Consider the following 20,338-nt stretch of genomic DNA (forward strand, 5'->3'; position numbering starts at 1 on the left):
ACAACCCTTCGTCGGGGGAGCGTTCCATGATTACCCTGCCTGGAGTCACGTTCCACAGCAAAATCTATGAGAGCTTGGCAACGCTTGTGTATCGCGGTACTAGAGAGCGGGAGAATTGCGCTGTGATTGCCAAAATTCTCAAGCAGGATTATCCCTCGCTTCAGGAATTAACTCGCTATCGGCAAGAATATGAAATTACCCGTTCCCTCAACCTTGAAGGTGTCGTCAAAACATACAGCCAGCAAGACTATCAGCGCACCCTGGTGATTCTCTTAGAAGACTTTGGTGGAGAGTCCTTAGAATACTGGATGCGGCAGCAATCGGACTTCTGCCCGATGCCGTTGTCGATTTTTCTGGATATTGCGATCGCGCTGACCGATACGCTGGGCAAACTCCATGCAGCTCACGTCATTCATAAGGACATCAATCCTGGCAACATTGTCTTGAATCCGACGACGGGCGTGGTCAAACTGATTGATTTTGGCATCGCCACTCGCTTCAGCCGAACGAATCCCACGTTCAAAAATCTGCATCTGCTCGAAGGAACCCCTGCCTATGTTTCCCCAGAGCAAACCGGGCGGATGAACCGGAGGCTCGACTATCGCACTGATTTTTATTCATTGGGTGTCACCTTCTATGAACTGTTAACGGGACAGTTGCCGTTTCCGACTCAAGACATTCTGGAGCTAGTTCATTGCCACATTGCGAGACCCCCGATTCCGCCGCACGAATTGAACGCGAGGATTCCCCAACCCATTTCAGACCTGATTTTGAAACTGATGGCGAAAAATGCGGAGGATCGCTATCAGAGTGCTTGGGGGATCAAAGCTGATCTCGAACGTTGCGCTCAACAACTAGAAGCAGTGGGTCGAATTGAGTCGATGCCATTGGGAGTGCAAGATGTGTCTGAGCAGTTTTGCATTCCTCAAAAACTGTATGGACGCGCAGCCCAGATGGCAGCATTATTAGCGGCGTTTAACCGAGTAGCAGGAAGTGAGGGAGTCCGTGAAATGATGCTGGTTTCTGGTGATGCTGGCGTTGGCAAAACCGTATTGGTGCAGGAACTCTACAAACCCATCACTCAAAAGCGGGGCTATTTCATCTGGGGTAAATTTGACCAATTCCGACGCAATATCCCCTACAGCGCGATCGTCGATGCCCTACAAAAGTTGGTACAGCAACTCTTGGGAGAACCGGATGAGCAGTTGCAACAGTGGCGATCGCGGCTCCTCACCGCTTTGGGCAGCAACGGACAAGTCATCATTGATGTCATCCCCGAAGTGGAGTTCATTATTGGCAAGCAGCCATCCGTACCTGAAGTTGGAGCCACAGAATCGCAGAATCGCTTCAATCTGACGTTTCAAAAGTTTGTGCGGGTGTTTTGTGCAAAAGAGCATCCCCTCGTCATCTTCCTAGACGATCTCCAGTGGATTGATTCCGCGACGCTGAAGTTCATCGAACTGATCTTACTTGACGAGCAAGCTCAATCTCTGTTTTTGATCGGAGCTTATCGAGCGAACGAAGTGTCTCCGACGCATCCCTTAATGTTGACCCTAGAGAGCCTGCGAAACCAGGGAGCAATGCTTCAGCACATCAATCTGACTTCCTTAACCTTAGAATCGTTGAGTCACCTGTTAGCTGAGACATTGCATCACACTCCTGGAACGGTTCACTCCCTTGCCCAAACGGTGGCGCGTAAGACTGAGGGCAATCCCTTCTTTGTGGGTGAATTTTTGAAGCTGCTGGATGACGAAAATCTGTTGACCTTTGATGCCCAACAGTTGAGTTGGCAATGGAACTTGGCTGAGATTGAAGCTCAAGAGATCACGGATAATGTAGTGGAGTTGCTGCTGCGTCAGTTGCAGAAATTGTCGGATGCAACCCAGCAAATTCTCTCGATCGCGGCTTGTGTTGAATCTGAGTTTGATTTAGAGACATTGACGCTTAGCGCAGAGCGCGACTCCGAAGGAACCGTGTGTGAAAAATCTCCTCAAGCAATTTCTCAAGATTTACTCGCAGCAGTCCAAGCTGGGTTAATTCAACCGCTGTCAGAATTAGATGAAAACTTGTTAGTACAGGAATATAAGTTTTCGCACGATCGCGTCCAGCAAGCCGCCTATGCCTTGATTGATGAGTCGCAGAAACAAGTGGTTCATCTCCAAATCGGTCGCAATCTACTAGAGAAAACTTCACCAGAGCAACAATCCGATCGACTGTTTGCCATTGTGGATCATCTCGATCGGGGAATTGAGCTGGTTACAAATCGAGCAGAACGATCTGAGATTGCTAGACTGAATTTAATCGCAGGACAGAAAGCAAAAGCAGCAACGGCTTATGAAGCAGCTTCTCAGTACTTTACGACAGGGCTTAAACTCCTCGATACAGACCGTTGGCTGAGTGAGTATGACCTTACCTTAGCGCTGTACTCAGAAGCAGCAGGAGCAGCGTATCTTCAGGGTTGCTTTGATGAAATGGAGCAGTTCGTAGAAGAAGTACTCAACAATGCGAAGACCGCGATCGACAAAGTGCAGGCTTACGATAGCAGAATTCAAGCGTTTTTGTCACAGGGCAACTTGGAAGAAGTGCTTAAAATTGGACTGGAAGTGTTAAAGCTTCTAGGAGTAATCCTATCAGAAAATCCAAGTCAGTTAGATGTTCAAAGCGAATTGGAGGAGACGACTGCACGATTAGCTGGACGAGAAATTGCAAACTTAATTCATCTACCAAAGATGACAGCACCAAGACCGTTGGCAGCAATTTATATCTTAGGAAGCATTATATCTACTGCATTTTTTGTGTCGCCAGCACTGACGATACTGATTACGTGCAAAATGGTAAATTTGTCAATTAGCTATGGCAATGCTGTCTGGTCACCGGTAAGTTACGCGATTTACGGAAGTGTTCTGTGCAGAGTTATTCAAGATATTGAACTCGGTTATAAATTTGGCAAATTGGCTCTAAGTTTAGCGGAACGATCAAGCATTAGACAAAGTAATGCTAAAGCATTAATACTGTCGGGTCTCCTGATCATGCATTGGAAGATACATCTCAGGGAAACAATACCAATGCTAGTTGAGGCTTATCAAAATGGAGTAGAAACTGGGGATTTTGAATTCGCTGGCTATGGTGCGTTTGGGGTGTGTCATCACTCATTTTTCGTTGGCGAGGAACTCGCTCAACTAGAACAAAAAACGGCAGTCTACAGCAAAGCGATGGGGCAAATCAGACGAGAAATTCCCTCTAGTTGGACTGCAATGTTGTGGCAGACAATTCTTAATCTATTAGGTAGGTCTAAGAATCCTAGTCGCCTAATGGGTAGTGCCTACAATGAAGAAGCACTACCACAGATGATTGCTATTAAAGATGGAACTGGAGTAAACTACTTTTACTTATACAAAATTGTGTTGTGCTATCTGTTTGGGGAGTATCACCAAGCTGCACAAAATGCTGTTTTAGCTAGACAATATGTAGAAATGCCAACGGCAATGATGGTACCCCTATTCTGTTTCTACCATTCTCTAGCGCTTTTGAGCCTATCGCTTGATGCTTCAAACGCTGAGAAAGCAGCCTGGTTAAGTTCTGTTAGTGCCAACCAAGAAAAGATACAAAAGTGGGCAGAACATGCTCCAACGAATTATCTCCATAAATATCATCTGGTTGAGGCAGAGAAAGCACGAGTCTTAGGGCAATTTCCTGAAGCTGAAGAGTTTTATGAACAAGCGATCGCAGGTGCTGCCGAGAATGAGTATATCCAGGAAGAAGCACTCGCTTATGAATTAGCGGCTAGACATTATCTGGCGCGAGGTCGAGAAAAGTTTGCTCAGACCTATATGAAAGAGGCGCACTATTGCTATGAACGATGGGGCGCGATCGCTAAAGTTAAAGACTTAGAAACTCGCTATCCGCAGTTCTTTCCTCAATCATCGGGTGTGACCTACACGCCAATTCATACAACTTCTGGAACTACTTCTGCTCGCTTAGACAGCGCGATCAATTTGACGGCGGTGATGAAAGCGGCTCAAGCCCTCTCAGAAACAATCCGTCTTGATCAATTAATTGCCACGTTGATGCAGGTGGTAATAGAGAATGTAGGAGCCGAAAGGGGCGCTCTGATTGTTCTGGAAGATGCTCAACTTACGGTAGTTGCTCAATGCAGCGGCAGTAGACAGTGTGATTCAGAAAAGCTGAATATTGCTGACTGTGCAACGATTTCTCTCTCCGTCATTCACACGGTAGAACGCACTCAAGCAACTTTAGTACTGGATGATGCCGTCAGCGAAGCGTCTTTTTCAACTGATCCTTATATTCAAACTCGACAGACGCGATCGCTGCTCTGTATGCCAATTCTCAAGCAAAGTCAGATGATTGGTATCCTTTATTTGGAGAACAATCTTAGTCCTGGAGTGTTTACTAGCGATCGCTTACAAGTCCTCAAACTGTTGATGGTTCAGGCAGCGATTTCGCTGGAAAATGCTTGCCTATACGAACAGCTAGAAGACTATGCCGAAACACTGGAACGGAAAGTAGAAGAGCGAACTCAAGCATTACAACGCAGTGAAGCCAAGTTCCGCAATATCTTTGAAAACTCACAGGTTGGCATCTTCCGAAACCGCATCTCGGATGGATTAATTCTCAATGCCAACCAACGCCTTGCCAACCTGTTGGGCTTTGATTCACCAGAGGAGATCATTGGGCTAGAACACAGCATCGACTATTTTGTAAATCCCAGCGATCGCCAACACGCCCATGAGTTGATGAAGCGGGATGGGGAACTGCGAAGCTATGAAGCACAACTGCGAAAACGAGATGGGACAGTTTTCTGGGGACTTACCTCTTCTTATCTGAATGCAGCCGATGGATACGTCGAAGGGGTGATTGCGGATATTACCGATCTCAAACAAGCAGAAGTCGCGTTGCAAGCCTCTGAAGCAGAACTGCGGGCGCTTTTTTCAGCCATTCCCGACCCGCTTTTCATCTTCACCACTGAAGGGCAATTGGTCTGTGCAATCAAAGGGAATCCATCCTATGGAGAGTTGTTATGTAGGGAGGAGGGTATTGGCAAAACACTGCATCAACTTTATGCCAAGGAAGAAGCTGATAAATTCCTGAGTTATATTCAGCAGGTGGTGAAAACCCAACAGATACTCACCGTTGAATACAGTCTGTGGATCGCTGGACGAGAGATCTGGTTTTCGGCTCGCATTGCTCCGATTCGGCACGAGCAAGTGATTTGGCTGGCGCGAGATATTACATTGCAAAAGCAAGCGGAAGCAACCTCGATTGTGGAAGAGCGTAACCGCATGGCACGCGAGATTCACGACACACTCGCTCAGGCGTTTACAGGCATTCTCATCCAGGTTGATGCAGCCACTCAAGTGCTAGTCGAGGATGCAGAAGCAACCCTTGCTCATTTAGACACGATCGAGGAATTAGCCCGCACCGGACTGAGTGAGGCGCGTCGATCCGTGAGCGCACTGCGTCCCCAGTTGCTCGAAGACGGTGATTTATCGATTGCCTTTGAGCGTCTGGTGAACCAAATGCGAGTGGCGACCCATACGGCTCTCATTTACTCAGTTGAGGGGATCGCCTATTCCTTACCCGCCGAGGTGGAAAATCACTTGCTCCGGATTGGACAAGAAGCCCTAACCAATGCGATCAAGTATGCGAATGCCAATGAAATTAGCATTGAGTTAGTCTATGAAGATGTCCAGTGTCGTTTACAGGTCAAAGATGACGGACAGGGCTTTGGCGTGGTTGGCATTCCGATGAGCGGCGGATTTGGATTGATAGGCATGAGTGAACGGGCTGAGCGGATTGGGGCACATCTGACGATCGAGAGCCAGCCAGGGCAAGGAACAGAAATTATTGTGATTGTCGATCGAGGGTAATGATTATGACCAGTCACTCCACGCTCATTCGGGTTCTCATTGCTGACGATCATTCGATTGTTCGGCAAGGATTGGTCACAATCATCAACCGCGACCCAGAAATGATGGTGATTGCTGAAGCCGAAAATGGGCAACAGGCGATCGATCGTTTTCGAGAACACCAGCCCGATGTCACGCTGATGGATTTACGAATGCCCGAAGTCGGAGGAGTGGAAGCGATCCGCGCGATTTGTGCTGAATTTAAGCCTGCCCGGATTATCGTCCTCACTACCTACGATGGCGATGAAGATATCTACCGAGGATTGCACTCTGGCGCTCAAGGCTATCTGCTCAAGGATACGAAATCGCATGAGGTGCTGAATGCGATTCGCATCGTGGCGCGGGGTCAGCAGTACATTCCACCCGATGTGGGAGCAAAACTGGTGCAGCGCCTGAACAATCCAGAACTGAGGGAACGAGAGTTAGCGGTACTGGGCTTAATGGCGCAAGGCATGAGCAATCTGGAGATTGGGACGGCTTTAAGTATCAGCGAGAATACGGTCAAAACCCACGTGAATCGAATTTTAAGTAAGTTGGGCGTGAGCGATCGCACTCAAGCTGTGATTGTTGCGGTGAAACGTGGGATTGTCAGTTTGTGAGCGAGTCATCCTTTAGTTTGACTCCAGAGACCCACCAGAGTGGGAGCGATGATGACATCGGAAGAGGGACTGATTCATCATTCGCTTGAGTTGCAAAAGTCGAAACTCTCAGGTGACGACAAGTGAGAGGGCAATTGCCTATATTTAGTTCTAGGCAAACACAAATAGCAATTGAGTTACAGCATTGAGTTTGCTTGATCTAGATCGCAGAAAGAGGGTTGAATTGCTTGCGATTACCATTGCTTCCCTCAGAGGTGTTCAAGTGAATCAAGACCGAGACCGTAGTTTGTTATCTATTCCAGCTTCAACACAGGATCACATGCAAGGCGTACTCAATGCCGACGTGGTGCTGGTAATGTATGGAGATTATCAATGCTCTGTCAGTGCAGACGTTTACAAGATGATTAAAGCGATCAAACGAGAGCTTAGTGCTGCTTTTGGAGAAGATTATTTATGCTTGATCGTCCGTCATTTTCCGCAAGCACAGATTCATCTCCAAGCTCAACGGGCCGCTCAAGCTGCCGAAGCCGCCGCTGCTCAAGGACAGTTTTGGTTAATGCACGACACTTTGTTTGCTCATCAACAGAAGTTAGAAAATGGTTATCTCGTAGAGTACGCCAACAATTTAGGGCTTGATATCCCTCAATTTCTTAAAGAGTTGTCTAAGCAGGTGCATATCGATCACATCAATGAAGATACTGAAAACAGTGGAATAACGACTGCTCCAGCCCTATTTATCAATAACATTCGATACACCGGGCGCTGGAGAATAACAGAGTTGACGGCAGCCATTGTTGCTAAAAGTCACTAAGCTCTTTTCCATAACTCATCAACGTTGGCAATAGACGAAAACAGTTTCGTTGAAGGTAGTTCTATGACGCATTTACGAGTACAAAGCAGAAATGATTCTGAGCATGAAGGTACACCTCAGACTGATTCTCTTCACGATTCTTCAGTGAATCATACCCTGATTGCGATCGCACAAGAGGTAGCTGAGTTGCTGAAAACTTGCTTATCCAGTACAAGCTGATAACACTGATTATCTGGAGTCAACAACCAAATGAGGATCACACGATGAACATTCTTAACTTCAGGAACAGCATCCGCCTGCTTCTGATTGTCACCCTCTTTTTAGGAACTCTTACCATCACTTCTCTAGGAGCTATCATGAGTACTGCAAATGCACAAGTCAACAAGCCCACGATCGTGTTCGTTCATGGTGCGTTCGCCGAGTCTGCTAGTTGGAACAGTGTATTGACGAAGCTAATCACGAAAGGTTATCCGATGGTTGCTGTGGCTAATCCTCTGCGCGGCGTGAAGAGCGACGCAGATTATGTTGCCAGCGCCCTTAAAGACATCAAGGGTCCGATCGTGCTGGTCGGACATTCCTACGGAGGCGCGGTCATTACCAATGCGGTCAATGGCAACAAGAACGTGAAAGCATTGGTCTACGTTGCTGGCTTGCTCCTGATACGGGTGAGACTGCCATTGAACTCTCAGGACGTTATCCGGGCAGCACACTCGGACCAACACTCGCGCCACCCGTTGAACTGCCCGATCGCGGCAAAGACCTCTACATTCAACAGAACAAGTTCCACGCCCAGTTTGCTGCGGATGTGTCCGCTAACGACGCGCAACTGATGGCTAGCACTCAGCGCCCGATCGCGGAAGCCGCGCTGAATGAAGCCTCCGGTGCGCCCGCATGGAAATCTACCCCGTCCTGGTTTATTTATGGCGATCGCGACTTGAACATTCCTCCAGCGGCACTGTCTTTCATGGCGAACCGCGCGAACTCAAAGGAGACCGTTGTGGTGAATGGCGCGTCCCATGTCGTGATGGTTTCCCATGCAGATGCCGTTGCTAAGCTCATCGATCGTGCTGCAACCGCGCCATAGACGAGGCGTAAACGCATCTGGCTACAAGCATCTTCTCATATTGGAACGCTGAATCACTTTAAGGAGCAATTCTATGTCAACTTTTGTCTTAGTTCATGGCTCCTGGCATGATGGTTCTGCTTGGGCATCTGTCATCGATCAGCTAGAAGCCAAAGGACATCACGCTTTTGCTCCCACGATCGCGGGACATGGTAAAAGCGTAGATAAAAACGTTAACCATGCTCAATGTATGCAATCGATCGTCGATTACATTGTTGGCAAAGACTTAATCGATATTGTTCTCTTAGGTCATAGTTTTGCCGGAACAATCATTGCGAAAGTTGCTGAAGCGATTCCTGATCGCATTCGACGGCTCATCTTCTTCGATGCCTTTGTTCTTAACGATGGAGAGAGCCTTAGAGATAACGTTCCACCGCATCTTCAAACATTACTCGACGAGCTAGTTAGAGAATCAAACGATCAGATGATGGTTATCCCTTTTGAGATGTGGCGAGAAGTGTTTCTCAACGATGCTGACCTCGAACTGGCTCGATCGAGCTACGCACAACTATCCCCTGAACCGTATCAACCGTGGATTGACAAGTTGGACTTGAAGCAGTTTTACTCGCTGCCCATTCCTAAAAGTTACCTCTACTGTACAGAAGATAATGTCCTCCCTCAAGGCGAACAGTGGGGTTGGCATCCGAGAATGTCTAACCGCTTGGGGCTATTTCGGCTTCTACAAATGCCCGGTAGTCATGAGGTCATGTTTTCTAACCCGATCGATTTAGCCGAAAAGATTATTGTGGCAGGACGTGACTAGCAACATTTATCTGTCTGTCGATCCAACAAACCGAGAATAGCAATAGGAGTCCCTCATGGAACGATATTTAGGCGCATTGGAACTCAGTAAGCTGTAGACAAAGCCAGCATAGACAATACAGTCAACACTACCAATCAGGAGACTACATTAACATGGTCACAGAACAAACTGTAAATCAAGCAGATAGTAGACAGGCAGATCCTAACCTGACACCTGCCCAGGAAGCCTTGCAAGCAGTCTGGGAAGCACATATACAGTCCGAGTTTGCCACTCACAGCACTGAAGATGCTCTCGCGACGATGGTTGAAGATGCTTACGTGAACCACATTCCGGTCATGACCGGAGGAGTCGGAAAACCAGCAGTGGGTGAGTTTTATTCCAAATCCTTCATTCCACAGATCCCGCCAGACTTCGAGCTAGTTCCAATTTCGCGCACGATCGGGATGGATCAACTGGTCGATGAAATGGTGGGTAAGTTCACTCATACGATTCAGATGGACTGGATGCTACCCGGTGTTGCTCCGACCGGGAAACGAGTTGAAGTCCCAACGGTTGCCATTATTCGATTTCGGGATGGCAAGGTCGCCCATGAACACCTCTACTGGGATCAGGCGAGTGTATTGGTTCAACTCGGCTTGCTCGATCCGGGTAGGTTACCCGTTGCGGGGATTGAAAGTGCACGCAAGGCACTCGATCCGAGCTTGCCTTCAAACGCACTGATCGATCGCGCGATCGAGTGAACTCAAAGCCAGCCAGTAGGGTGGGCAGTGCCCACAAAACCTTAATGTGAAGGGTTTTACAAAATGGTGAGCGATGCCCACCCTACTACTCAAACTACTCTGATGAAGTCAGGAGAAACACCGTGAAGGTTTTGATTATTTTTGCCCATCCGGAACCAAAAAGTTTCAATGGAGCATTGTTTCAGAGGGCGATCGACACACTTCAAAAGCTTGGACATGATGTACAGTGTACCGATCTTTATGCTATGAAGTTTGACCCCGTATCCGATCGTCGCAACTTCACCTCAATGAAAGATCCTAACTACTTCAAACAGCAGATTGAAGAAATGTACGCGACTGAAGTTGAAGGTTTTGTCCCAGAACTTGAAATTGAACTCCAAAAACTAGAATGGTGTGATTTGATGATTTGGCAGTTTCCTTTATGGTGGTTTAGTGTGCCCGCTGTTTTGAAGGGATGGGTCGATCGCGTCTTCGCAATGGGGCGGGTGTACGGTGGCGGGTATATTTATGAAACAGGACGGTTTCAAGGCAAGAAAGCAATGCTTTCGTTGACGCTAGGCGGAACAAAGGAGCATTATCTCAAGGATGGCTTCAATGGCGATATCCAGGCTATCCTGCGCCCTATCCAACGTGGCATCTTTCAGTTTACTGGTTTTGATGTTCTTGCCCCTCATATCATTTATGCCCCCGTCCAACAAACTGATGAAGTTCGCCAGGAAATTTTGGATAATTTTTCTCGACGGCTGCAAGCTATTGAGAATGAGTTGCCGATCGCTGTTGGTAAGTATTAGATCCGCTTTCTGACAAATCAATTTAGAGCCAGCTAATACTAGACCTGTTGGGAAATAACGAGAAAAATCGCTGAAATGCTTACATCAACTGTATTTCAAGGATTTTGATCAAAAATCGCTGAAATGCTACAGGAAGTTGCCTCTGAAGCTGCCTGATCGTGTCTTTTCGATCGACGATCGGACATCTCGCACCCCGTTCGCTCACACGGTAAGACTCTGAGGTATCTGGAACATTCACAATTACAGGAGATTCAAATGACAATTTCAACTCAAACATCTTCAACTCTAGGCTCAAATCCTCTGAATTCGATGCAAATCGATCATGTTTGCTTGAATGTACCGAACTATGAGGAAACGCTTCAGTGGTATCAAGAAAAGCTAGATGCGACGATCGAGCGAGAATGGACATTTTTTGATGTCTTCCCCGACATGAAACTGGCTTATTTGCAAGTCTACGGATTTCGGATCGAAATTATCGGCAGCACTCAGTCACGCTCTGGGATGCCCGAAGCTAAAGACCTGGGTGAAGGATTGCGCGCGAGTGGCATTGGACATTTTTGTTTCCGTGTTGATGACGTGGATGCGTTACTGGCTGAATTGAATCGACGGGGTGTGCCAACCTTTGTTGAATTGGGCAGCTACCCTGGTCCTGGAATTCGGCTCTGTTTGGTGAAGGACAATAACGGCAATCTCATTGAATTTGTCACTCCTTTGAAAGATTCTGCACAGTGATTCCTGGAGGAAATCCATCATGGCTCACGAGTCTACAAGACCTGCGATCGCCAATACCACTGAAAAGGAGAAATCATGACAACTACATACCGTCACAGTGCTGCTTTCAACGATCTCGCAGCACTGCTCACAGGACAGCTTTTTCTCCCTCAAGATGCTGATTATGAACCGGTGCGTCAACTCTGGAATGGCAAGGTGAAGACACAACCCGCTGCGCGCTGCTCCGCAGATACCGCAAGGGTCGCTCAGTGTCTCACGGTACAAGATGTGATTCATACGATTCGCTGGACACGATCGCATAATCTACCTCTCTCGGTTCGAGGTGCTGGACATGAGATTTTTGGACGATCGCTGATCGAGAATGGTGTGGTGATCGATCTGTCCCAGATGCGAGCCGTCACCGTTGACCCAGATACGCGCACAGCTCAGATTCAAGCTGGAGCAACAGCTAGCGACCTGATTGAAGCAGCACAGCAATACGGGTTAGCAACCGCCACAGGAACAATCTCTAGCGTGGGCATGACCGGACTGACTCTGGGGGGCAGCTATGGTCCTCTCAACGGTGCTTATGGACTGGCTGCTGATAATTTGCTGTCGGCACAAGTGGTCACTGCTGATGGGCAGCTTATCACCGCAAACGCCGAGGAAAACGCCGACCTACTCTGGGGACTGCGCGGTGGTGGTGGCAATTTTGGTGTCGTTGTTTCCCTGGAGTTTCGCCTGCATCCGCTCACAACCGTGTTATCGGGTTTACTGCTCTATCCTTTGGAGCAGGTGAGAGAAGTGCTACACCGTTTCAACGAGTTCATCGCAACAGCACCCGATGAATTGACAATTCGGTCTGGGTTCCTTCAGACACCCGATGGTCAGACGATGCTGTTTCTCTCACCCACCTACTGTGGTTCTATTGAAGCGGGTGAACAAGCTATCGCACCCCTGCGAACCTTTGGCACCGTACTGGTCGATCAGATGCAACCCATCTCGTATTACGAACTGATTCACAGCCAAGATGCGTATACCCCGAAAGGTCGCCATGGCTACCTCCAAACCCGATCACTTCAAGGTCTACAAACAGAGACGATCGAGGCACTGATTGAACAGGGGCTACCATTACCCTCTCCATTCTCAGCGATTAACATCCATCACTTTCATGGGGCTGCAAGTCGCGTTGGTGTGTCCGAGACTGCTTTTGCACTGCGGCAGGATCATCTGATGGTTGAGCTAATTGCAGCTTGGGAGCCACAGGACGACGAGCAGCGGTATATCCAATGGGTACAGCACATCTCACAGGCACTAGCACCCTACGCTTTCAAACTACCCTGTACACACAACTCGGCTTAAACTACAAATGATCAAATTTCAGCGAGAAGACTAATGGAGAACCCAATTCTGATTCATGCTCGACAGACACGAGGAGCCGCATTTGGCGATGTGCGGTTGGAAAAAAGGGGGCGGCATTGTACGAATCGATGTGCGCCCACGAATCGGTGAACATCCGGCAGATTAGTGCAAGTCGAGCGGAACAGGTGGGATACTACCGATTTTTGGAGAATGAAGCGGTGAGTGTTGGAGAGTTAGTCAAAAGCCTTGCTGAACAGTGTGAGCAGCAAGTTGAAGGGCAGCATGTCCTCGCCATCAGTGACACGAGTGAGATTAACTTAAGCGCGAACGCGGGACGACTGAAACCCGATGACATCGGGTGGGTGGGCAATCACGAAGAACTCGGATTCTATATCCATCCGACCTTAGTGTTAAATGCGGGAAGTGGATTTCCACTCGGACTCAGTGCGGTGCAAGTCTGGCATCGTCCGACTGAACGACTCGATAAGCGCAGTCGCAAGTACAAACAGTTAGCGATTGAGGACAAGGAATCGTACAAGTGGGTCAAAGCCGCGACAGCAAGCAAGTCAGCGCTGCAAACTGCCACCGAGGTGACGGATATCGGCGACAGTGAATCCGATATCTATGAGGTGTGGAGTACGGTTACAACCGAAAAGACGCATTTGTTAATTCGGGCTTGCCAAGATCGCACCCTTGCGAATCAGGAGTTGATGTTGTTTGACTACTTGAGTCAGCAACCGTGTGAAGGCACGTACAATCTAAAGATTGCTGCTGATCCGCGACAAGGGCGCAAAGCGCGAGAAGCCTGGATCGCCGTGCGGTGTGCTTCGGTACATCTGCAACGACCTGCCCGATTACACGGTAGCGAGTACCCACCTTCCACTCGCTTGTATGCGGTGGAAGCTCAAGAAATCCAACCGCCTGCTGGACAATCTGCTATCCACTGGCGCTTACTCACCACGCATCCGGTGGTTTGCTTTGAGCAAGCCTTACAAATCATTGAGTGGTATCGGTGGCGCTGGTGGATTGAACAACTCTTTACGGTACTCAAACAACCCGGACTCCAGATCGAAGAGACTCAACTCGAATCGGGCAAAGCGATCCAGTGTTTGTGCGTGATGGCGCTCTCTGTGGCGCTGCGAGTGCTTCAGTTAGTCGAAGGTCGCCAAGACCAAACTCAGCCTGCTCATCGCGTACTGTCGGAGCCACAGCAGCAGTGTTTAGCTCAGATTGCACCCAAGCTTTCTGGACACACAGCCAAGCAGCAAAATCCGCATCCACCGATGACGCTGGCTTGGGCAGCGTGGTGCATTGCCCGTTTGGGAGGATGGTCAGGCTATCAAAGCCAGTCCCCGCCTGGAATTGCCACGATGCTACGCGGACTCCAACAGTTTGAATCGATTTTTCAAGGATGGAGGTTAGCACAAGATGTGTGTACAGGGTAGCGCTTTCAAAGGGGGATACATCAATCTTCTAGATGAGCAAGAACAGGAGCGCGTTCGGCTTGCCTTCGGGTCGAACTATGAGCGCTTGCTCGATCTTAAGCATAAATACGATCCAGATGATGTCTTCCGATCGACGATGGGACATCTCGCACCGTAATCAAATTTGTCATCCCTAAACTGAACCAGGAGAACACCATGTCACAAAAACTCTCAGGAAAAGTTGCCCTCGTTACGGGTGGCAACAGTGGTATTGGGCTTGCCACTGCTAAGCAATTTGTTGCCGAAGGTGCCTATGTCTTTATCACGGGTCGTCGTCAGACTGAACTGGATGCGGCTGTCAACGAGATTGGTAAGAACGTCATGGGCATTCAGGGCGATGTCTCAAATCTGGCAGACCTCGATCGACTTTACGCCACGATCAAGCAAGAGCAAGGTCGCCTGGATGTAATCTTTGCGAATGCTGGCGTTGGACAACCCCTCCCGCTCGGATCGATCACCGAAGAACACTTTGATAAAACCTTCAACATCAATGTCAAAGGTCTACTTTTCACGGTGCAGAAGGCACTGCCGCTGATACCAGAAGGCGCTTCCATCATCTTGAATGCCTCAACTAATTCCATCATGGGTACCCCAGCCTTCAGCGTGTATGGCGCGACTAAAGCTGCCGTGCGATCGTTTGCCCGCAGCTGGACACTCGACCTTAAAGACCGCAAAATCCGGGTGAATGCGATCAGTCCTGGTGTCACTCCGACTCCTGGTTACGATCAATTTGGATTCAGTGAAGAGCAGGCGAAAGAATTTGTGGAGAGCCAAGCTAAAAATATTCCATTGGGACGAGTTGGTACGCCCGACGAGATCGCCAAAGCCGTTGTCTTTCTCGCTTCCGATGACAGCAGCTTTGTCAACGGCATTGAGCTATTCGTCGATGGTGGCATGGCACAAATCTAAATGAGTGCTGTGTCCACAGCCAGCTAACCATTCAAATTCAACATTCATAGGAGATTGCAATGCCTTACGTTACTGTCGGTCAAGAAAATTCTGCAACGATTGATCTCTACTACGAAGATCTTGGGACAGGTCAACCGCTTGTTCTGATTCATGGATTTCCCCTCAACGGTCATTCCTGGGAAAAACAGGTCTTAGTGCTGCTAAATGCGGGGTATCGAGTGATTACCTACGATCGCAGAGGATTTGGTGCTTCTAGCCAACCCTCATTCGGCTATGACTACGATACCTTTGCAGCAGATTTGAACGTGCTGATAACCAAACTTGACTTGCATGACGCTGTGTTAGTCGGCTTCTCAATGGGAACAGGCGAAGTCACGCGCTATCTTGGCAAATATGGCTCAGAGCGGGTGCAGAAAGCCGTACTGATGGCTCCAGTGCCGCCCTTCCTACTGAAGACCGACGAGAATCCTGAAGGTGTCGATCGAAGCGTTTTCGATGACATTATGAAAGCGATCATTGAAGACCGTCCCGCTTACTTTTCTGAATTTTTCAAAGCGTTCTTCAATGTGGATGTGTTGCTGGGTAAGCGGATTAGCAATGAAGCAATTCAGGCAAGTTGGAATGTGGCGGTAGGGTCTTCTGCGAAAGCGACTTTAGATTGTGTCCCGTCCTGGCTCACCGATTTCCGCAATGATCTGCCCCGCATTGATGTTCCAACTCTGATCATTCATGGTGATGCCGATCGCATTTTGCCACTTGAGTCCACCGCAGCAAGACTCCCGAAGCTGATTAAAAACAGTCAACTTGTGGTCATTCCTGACGGACCGCACGCTATTAACTGGACTCACGCTGATCAGGTCAATCCCTTGTTATTGAACTTTCTTCAGGGGTGATTATCTATCGAGTCCTTTATTGCTAAGAGGGTTCTCATATGTTTTCTAGACTGATGATAGCGGTTGCAACCACAGTGCTAACGATTGTGACCTCTTGTCTTTTTCCAGCAGTATCATTGGGAAAAAGTGAGATCGCTCAAGTGCCAGGTGTCTATCCATTCAAGTTAGGTGATTTCACAATTACAGTCCTGAGCGACGGCACACTCCCCCAGGATCTCCATACGCTGCTGTCGAATACGAACCCAACAGAAACCGATCGCCTGCTTCAGAAAAACTTTCTGACTAATCCTGTCGAGGCATCGATTAATGCTTTCTTGATCGACACTGGAGATCGACAAGTACTCGTGGACACGGGAGCCGGAACCTTTTTTGGTCCAAAACTGGGCGGCAAGCTTCAAACATCGTTAAAGGCAGCAGGCTACACGCCTAACGAGATTGATGCAATCCTCCTGACTCATATTCATACGGATCATAGTGGGGGGCTGGTCGAAGCGGGTCAACGGGTGTTTCCTGCCGCCACGCTCTATGTTGGCAAGCCAGATGTCGATTTCTGGTTTGATCGAGCGAATGCCACGCGCTTCAACGTTGCCAAAAAGTACTTTGACGAAGCCGCGAAAACGGTCAAACCTTATTTAGATGCAGGCAAGGTGAAATCGTTTTCTGGCAAGACAGCCCTGCTACCGGGAATCACCGCGCATCCCACACCCGGACACACTCCTGGTCATAGCTGCTACGTGGCGGCAAGCAAGGGCGAGAGCATCGAGTTTTGGGGCGATATTGTTCACTTTGCTTCGGTACAATTTCCCAAGCCAGAAGTTACAGTTGCTTATGATGTCGATGCCAATGCTGCTGCGGCACAACGCAAAAAACAGTTTGCGAGAGCAGAAGCATCCCGAATTTTGATAGCAGGCGCACATTTGCCCTTTCCTGGCGTTGGACACCTTCGAGCAGCAGATCAAGGTTATGCCTGGGTGCCAGTGGATTACCGCTGGCGTGAACCCTAAAGGATTCATAGCAATCATTTTAGCAACTTGATGATAGTTGCGATCGCACCACAGTCAAACGTACTATATAAAGGAACACCATGAATCAGCCCAAGTTTTTTGTTACTCCCGGTTATGGCGAATACATGCTGAATGAATTGCATTTCTCGCAAGCCGTAAAAATTGGCGATCGAGTGGAGACATCAGGACAAGGCGGCTGGGATGACGATCTACAAATTCCCGAATTGCTTGCGGACGAAATTGCTCAGGCATTTCGGAACGTAGAGCGAACCTTGGCGACTGCTGATGCGGGTTGGGAGCATGTTGTCCACGTTAATTCTTACCATGTTGGCGGGTTTCCTTCGGAGGTTAACGATGTGATGGTCAAGCTATTTCGTCATTACATGCCTAACCACGCCCCAATTTGGACACAGGTAGGAGTTGCAGCGCTTGGACTCCCAACAATGCGGATTGAGATCCGCGTGACTGCAATCACGAGCTAAAACCGATGGAGAGACTCAGATGTCAGAGCAAAATAAAGCAATTTTATTAGAGGCAAACGCGGCGATCGCGCTCAGACAACTATGAAGGATGAAACCAGCAGCGCGGCGTAAATGATCTGCAAAAATCAGGATGTATTTTAGCAAAACAAAGTGTCCCCAAGGAGGCTGATATGGAGTACATGAAAGCTGCGGTACTGACCGCTTTTGGTAGCGCTGAGGTGTTTGAATTTCAAACCATCCCGAAGCCAGTTCCAAAAGCGACCCAAGTTCTGGTGAGAGTATATGCAACCTCGCTCAATCCCATTGATTATCAAACTCGTCGAGGTGACTACAAAGATTTAGTTCGTCTCCCTGCAATTATCGGAGTGGACGTTTCGGGTGTGATTGAAGCGATTGGAGAGGCAGTCACCCATTTCCAGGTTGGAGATGAAGTTTACTACTCACCCCAGATTTTTGGCGAGTTTGGTAGTTATGCTCAATACCACGTTGAAGAGGAAAGCATTGTTGCAGTTAAGCCGATTAATTTGACCCATGTTGAGGCAGCTTGCTTGCCGTTGGCAGGAGGAACCGCCTGGGACTGCCTGATAACCAGAGGAAATTTACAAGTCGGTGAGACGGTTCTCATTCATGCTGGAGCAGGTGGCGTTGGTTCGATCGCAATTCAACTGGCGAAAGCAATGGGTGCTTATGTATTTACGACATGCAGTGCCGAAAACTTTGACTTCGTTAAGAAGCTGGGTGCAGACTATCCCATCGACTACAAGCATGAAAATTATATCGAAGTGATTGGGCGAGAAACGAATGGTCGCGGTGTTGATTTGGTTTTAGACACAGTTGGCGGCGATACGATTGGACGTAGCTCAGAGGTGATTCGTCCATTTGGCAAACTTGTCACAATCGTCGATATTGCAACTCCTCAAACACTGCTTGATGCTTGGGGTAAGAATTTGACGATTCACTTCGTGTTCAGCCCTCAGTATAGGGACAAATTGGACACACTGAGGAACCTGATAGAACGCGACCAGATTCGACCCGTCATTGATTCAGTTCTGCCTTGGAGCGACATCGTTCAAGCTCATCAACGTTTAGAAAAGGGAGGAATGCGAGGCAAGATTGTCCTGCAATTGACTGAGTGATAAAAACGCGCTGCTATTTTTCTATGTTCTGATGCTACGAGCTACATCACAGGTCAGTCTTTAGCAATCGATGGCGGACATACAGCGAGTTAGCTTAAGTTGCTGGCTTACTGTCTAGATGGCAATTGAAATTTCTGGTTAAGGCAATATGGCAAGCATTCTGCATGTTGATCCAAGTCCACGGGGAGATCGCTCCAAATCTCGCCAGTTGGCAAAGAAGTTTATCGATGCGTGGCAAGACCTACATCGTGATGACGTGATCACCTATCGTGATTTAAGACAAACGCCAGTTCCTCACGTCACCGAAGACTGGATTGCGGCTTCTTTTACTGCGCCAGAAGCACTGACTCCAGAAATGACTGAACTGCTGAAGTTTTCTGATGAGTTAGTGAATGAGTTTTTGGCAGCCGATCGGTGTGTTTTCAGTGTGCCAATGTACAACTTCAGCATTCCGTCCAATTTCAAAGCCTACATTGATCAAGTGGTTCGTGTGGGTCGCACATTCACGGAGGAAGATGGTCAAGTCAAAGGACTTGCGAACGGTAAAAAAGTGTTGTTCATCACCTCGCGAGGTGTTGAGTTTGAAGCAGGGTCTCCTTACGAAGGATGGGATAGTCAGGAACCTGCGCTCCGGTATGCTTTTCAATACATCGGTGTGAGCGACATTCAGTTCATTCACGCCAATGGTCTAGATATGGGAGGAGGCGCGAAAACGGGGGCTAGACGAAGCACAATCTAAAATTCAAGCGCTAGTTAATGGCTGGTAGCACTAGTCAGCGAATCAGTCGATATTGATGTTATCGGAAAACGGACTTAGCGATTACTTTGGGGGAACTTGCTTCGCAAACCATAGACATTGCCTTACAAGTCGGTTTCTTCAGTCAAAACCATCTGACGCAACAGTTCAAGTACCTCACTGAAATGACCTCCAAGCAGGTTCGCTAACCCCATAAGGATCTGAAAGAAGTTGAGCGTTGACCATCATTACGCTCAAGTTAGATCAGACAAGAATTCAATACAGCTTCCATCAGACGGACAACAACAAAGATTGGCAAGCGATCGCAAACGATTACTCCGGCAATAATTGAGGACGCATTTTTAGGGCTGCAACCCCTGAAAATTCCAAACTCCTCTTCAAAACTTTCATTGACGATTTAGCTAAGACGATCACTCAACCTATCAACTCAAATATTGAGAGAGAACATCATGAAAGCATTCCTCACTCGTTCCGCAATTCTTCTGGCTTTGGTAACTAGCACGACCGCTCATTTCGCCCTCTCTGCATCAGCCGATTCCACAGCTAGTTTGCTTCTCAGTTTGCAATGCGAAGGCGGATACAACGTCAACATCTGGAAAACTAGAACATCAGGAGAACTCCTTTATCGCGCAACCAGTTCCAATGGAAATTTGAGCTTGGGAAGAGGAACAAGCCGAGCCACGGAAGGCGTTCGAGTTTACAAGTTTCAGAATAGCAACTATGAATATTGGGTTTGGGATGGAACACTGAATAGTCAGCAAGCTGGAACACTAGAAGTGTACAAAAACAACAGGATTCAACGGCAATATGCGTGTATGCAACGTTAGTTCGACTTTGCTTACTAAA

The 20,338-nt window shown here is 48.2% G+C and carries 21 protein-coding genes; all 21 read left to right on the forward strand.

The genetic code is table 11. The features are described 5' to 3' along the window. Window positions 1-26 precede the first annotated feature (26 nt). The 21 genes from NIES2104_RS29325 to NIES2104_RS29405 all read left to right on the forward strand — a co-directional run bounded on the left by NIES2104_RS29325 (window position 27) and on the right by NIES2104_RS29405 (window position 20,319). Window positions 27-5,888, forward strand: a complete 5,862-nt coding sequence (locus NIES2104_RS29325; protein ID WP_059002496.1) for an AAA family ATPase — start codon at window positions 27-29, stop codon at window positions 5,886-5,888. A 5-nt stretch (window positions 5,889-5,893) separates the two neighbouring features. Beyond that, a complete protein-coding gene (locus tag NIES2104_RS29330) occupies window positions 5,894-6,526 on the forward strand; it encodes a response regulator transcription factor (protein ID WP_059002658.1) in 633 nt (210 codons plus the stop codon). 184 nt (window positions 6,527-6,710) lie between these two features. After that, window positions 6,711-7,337 carry a thioredoxin domain-containing protein gene (locus NIES2104_RS29335; protein ID WP_263971077.1) on the forward strand — a complete coding sequence of 209 codons (627 nt, stop codon included), beginning with the start codon at window positions 6,711-6,713 and terminating at the stop codon, window positions 7,335-7,337. 263 nt (window positions 7,338-7,600) lie between these two features. Then, window positions 7,601-8,167 carry an alpha/beta hydrolase gene (locus tag NIES2104_RS33660; protein WP_202815240.1) on the forward strand — a complete coding sequence of 189 codons (567 nt, stop codon included), beginning with the start codon at window positions 7,601-7,603 and terminating at the stop codon, window positions 8,165-8,167. After that, window positions 8,104-8,421, forward strand: a complete 318-nt coding sequence (locus NIES2104_RS33665) for an alpha/beta hydrolase (RefSeq protein WP_202815254.1) — start codon at window positions 8,104-8,106, stop codon at window positions 8,419-8,421. Before NIES2104_RS33660 ends, NIES2104_RS33665 begins: the two co-directional genes overlap by 64 nt. Window positions 8,422-8,494: 73 nt before the next feature. Further along, window positions 8,495-9,223 carry an alpha/beta fold hydrolase gene (locus NIES2104_RS29345; protein WP_059002498.1) on the forward strand — a complete coding sequence of 243 codons (729 nt, stop codon included), beginning with the start codon at window positions 8,495-8,497 and terminating at the stop codon, window positions 9,221-9,223. 152 nt (window positions 9,224-9,375) lie between these two features. Next, window positions 9,376-9,963, forward strand: a complete 588-nt coding sequence (locus NIES2104_RS29350) for an ester cyclase (protein ID WP_059002499.1) — start codon at window positions 9,376-9,378, stop codon at window positions 9,961-9,963. Window positions 9,964-10,085: 122 nt separating this feature from the next. Beyond that, entirely contained in the window at window positions 10,086-10,754 is a 669-nt protein-coding gene (locus tag NIES2104_RS29355; protein WP_059002501.1) for an NAD(P)H-dependent oxidoreductase, read from the forward strand. 255 nt (window positions 10,755-11,009) lie between these two features. Next, complete coding sequence (locus NIES2104_RS29360; RefSeq protein WP_059002502.1) at window positions 11,010-11,486, forward strand: VOC family protein; 477 nt, start codon at window positions 11,010-11,012, stop codon at window positions 11,484-11,486. Between the two features lie 75 nt (window positions 11,487-11,561). After that, window positions 11,562-12,827 carry an FAD-binding oxidoreductase gene (locus tag NIES2104_RS29365; protein ID WP_202815241.1) on the forward strand — a complete coding sequence of 422 codons (1,266 nt, stop codon included), beginning with the start codon at window positions 11,562-11,564 and terminating at the stop codon, window positions 12,825-12,827. 128 nt (window positions 12,828-12,955) lie between these two features. Then, entirely contained in the window at window positions 12,956-14,272 is a 1,317-nt protein-coding gene (locus NIES2104_RS29370) for an IS4 family transposase (RefSeq protein WP_058999241.1), read from the forward strand. Next, window positions 14,256-14,429 carry a BBE domain-containing protein gene (locus NIES2104_RS31130; RefSeq protein WP_082690182.1) on the forward strand — a complete coding sequence of 58 codons (174 nt, stop codon included), beginning with the start codon at window positions 14,256-14,258 and terminating at the stop codon, window positions 14,427-14,429. The genes NIES2104_RS29370 and NIES2104_RS31130 overlap by 17 nt, the downstream gene beginning before the upstream one ends. Before the next feature lie 38 nt (window positions 14,430-14,467). After that, on the forward strand, window positions 14,468-15,220 hold the full coding sequence (locus NIES2104_RS29375) for a glucose 1-dehydrogenase (RefSeq protein WP_059002504.1): 753 nt from the start codon (window positions 14,468-14,470) through the stop codon (window positions 15,218-15,220). A gap of 59 nt (window positions 15,221-15,279) precedes the next feature. After that, entirely contained in the window at window positions 15,280-16,113 is an 834-nt protein-coding gene (locus NIES2104_RS29380; RefSeq protein WP_059002506.1) for an alpha/beta fold hydrolase, read from the forward strand. A gap of 38 nt (window positions 16,114-16,151) precedes the next feature. Beyond that, window positions 16,152-17,117 (forward strand): MBL fold metallo-hydrolase, encoded by a 966-nt coding sequence (locus NIES2104_RS29385; RefSeq protein WP_059002507.1) that lies wholly within the window; start codon window positions 16,152-16,154, stop codon window positions 17,115-17,117. 80 nt (window positions 17,118-17,197) lie between these two features. After that, on the forward strand, window positions 17,198-17,599 hold the full coding sequence (locus NIES2104_RS29390) for a RidA family protein (RefSeq protein WP_059002509.1): 402 nt from the start codon (window positions 17,198-17,200) through the stop codon (window positions 17,597-17,599). Window positions 17,600-17,769: 170 nt separating this feature from the next. Continuing rightward, window positions 17,770-18,735, forward strand: coding sequence for a zinc-dependent alcohol dehydrogenase family protein (locus tag NIES2104_RS29395; protein WP_059002511.1), 966 nt, complete (start codon window positions 17,770-17,772; stop codon window positions 18,733-18,735). Between the two features lie 15 nt (window positions 18,736-18,750). After that, window positions 18,751-18,828 (forward strand): SDR family oxidoreductase, encoded by a 78-nt coding sequence (locus tag NIES2104_RS33870; RefSeq protein ID WP_072218286.1) that lies wholly within the window; start codon window positions 18,751-18,753, stop codon window positions 18,826-18,828. Between the two features lie 55 nt (window positions 18,829-18,883). Next, window positions 18,884-19,474, forward strand: coding sequence for an FMN-dependent NADH-azoreductase (locus NIES2104_RS29400; RefSeq protein ID WP_263971079.1), 591 nt, complete (start codon window positions 18,884-18,886; stop codon window positions 19,472-19,474). 86 nt (window positions 19,475-19,560) lie between these two features. After that, window positions 19,561-19,680, forward strand: coding sequence for an AraC family transcriptional regulator (locus tag NIES2104_RS33875; RefSeq protein WP_225895347.1), 120 nt, complete (start codon window positions 19,561-19,563; stop codon window positions 19,678-19,680). A 261-nt stretch (window positions 19,681-19,941) separates the two neighbouring features. Continuing rightward, window positions 19,942-20,319 (forward strand): hypothetical protein, encoded by a 378-nt coding sequence (locus NIES2104_RS29405; RefSeq protein ID WP_059002513.1) that lies wholly within the window; start codon window positions 19,942-19,944, stop codon window positions 20,317-20,319. The last annotated feature ends 19 nt before the right edge of the window (window positions 20,320-20,338 follow it).

The sequence above is a fragment of the Leptolyngbya sp. NIES-2104 genome, assembly GCF_001485215.1.
GTDB lineage: Bacteria > Cyanobacteriota > Cyanobacteriia > Leptolyngbyales > Leptolyngbyaceae > Leptolyngbya.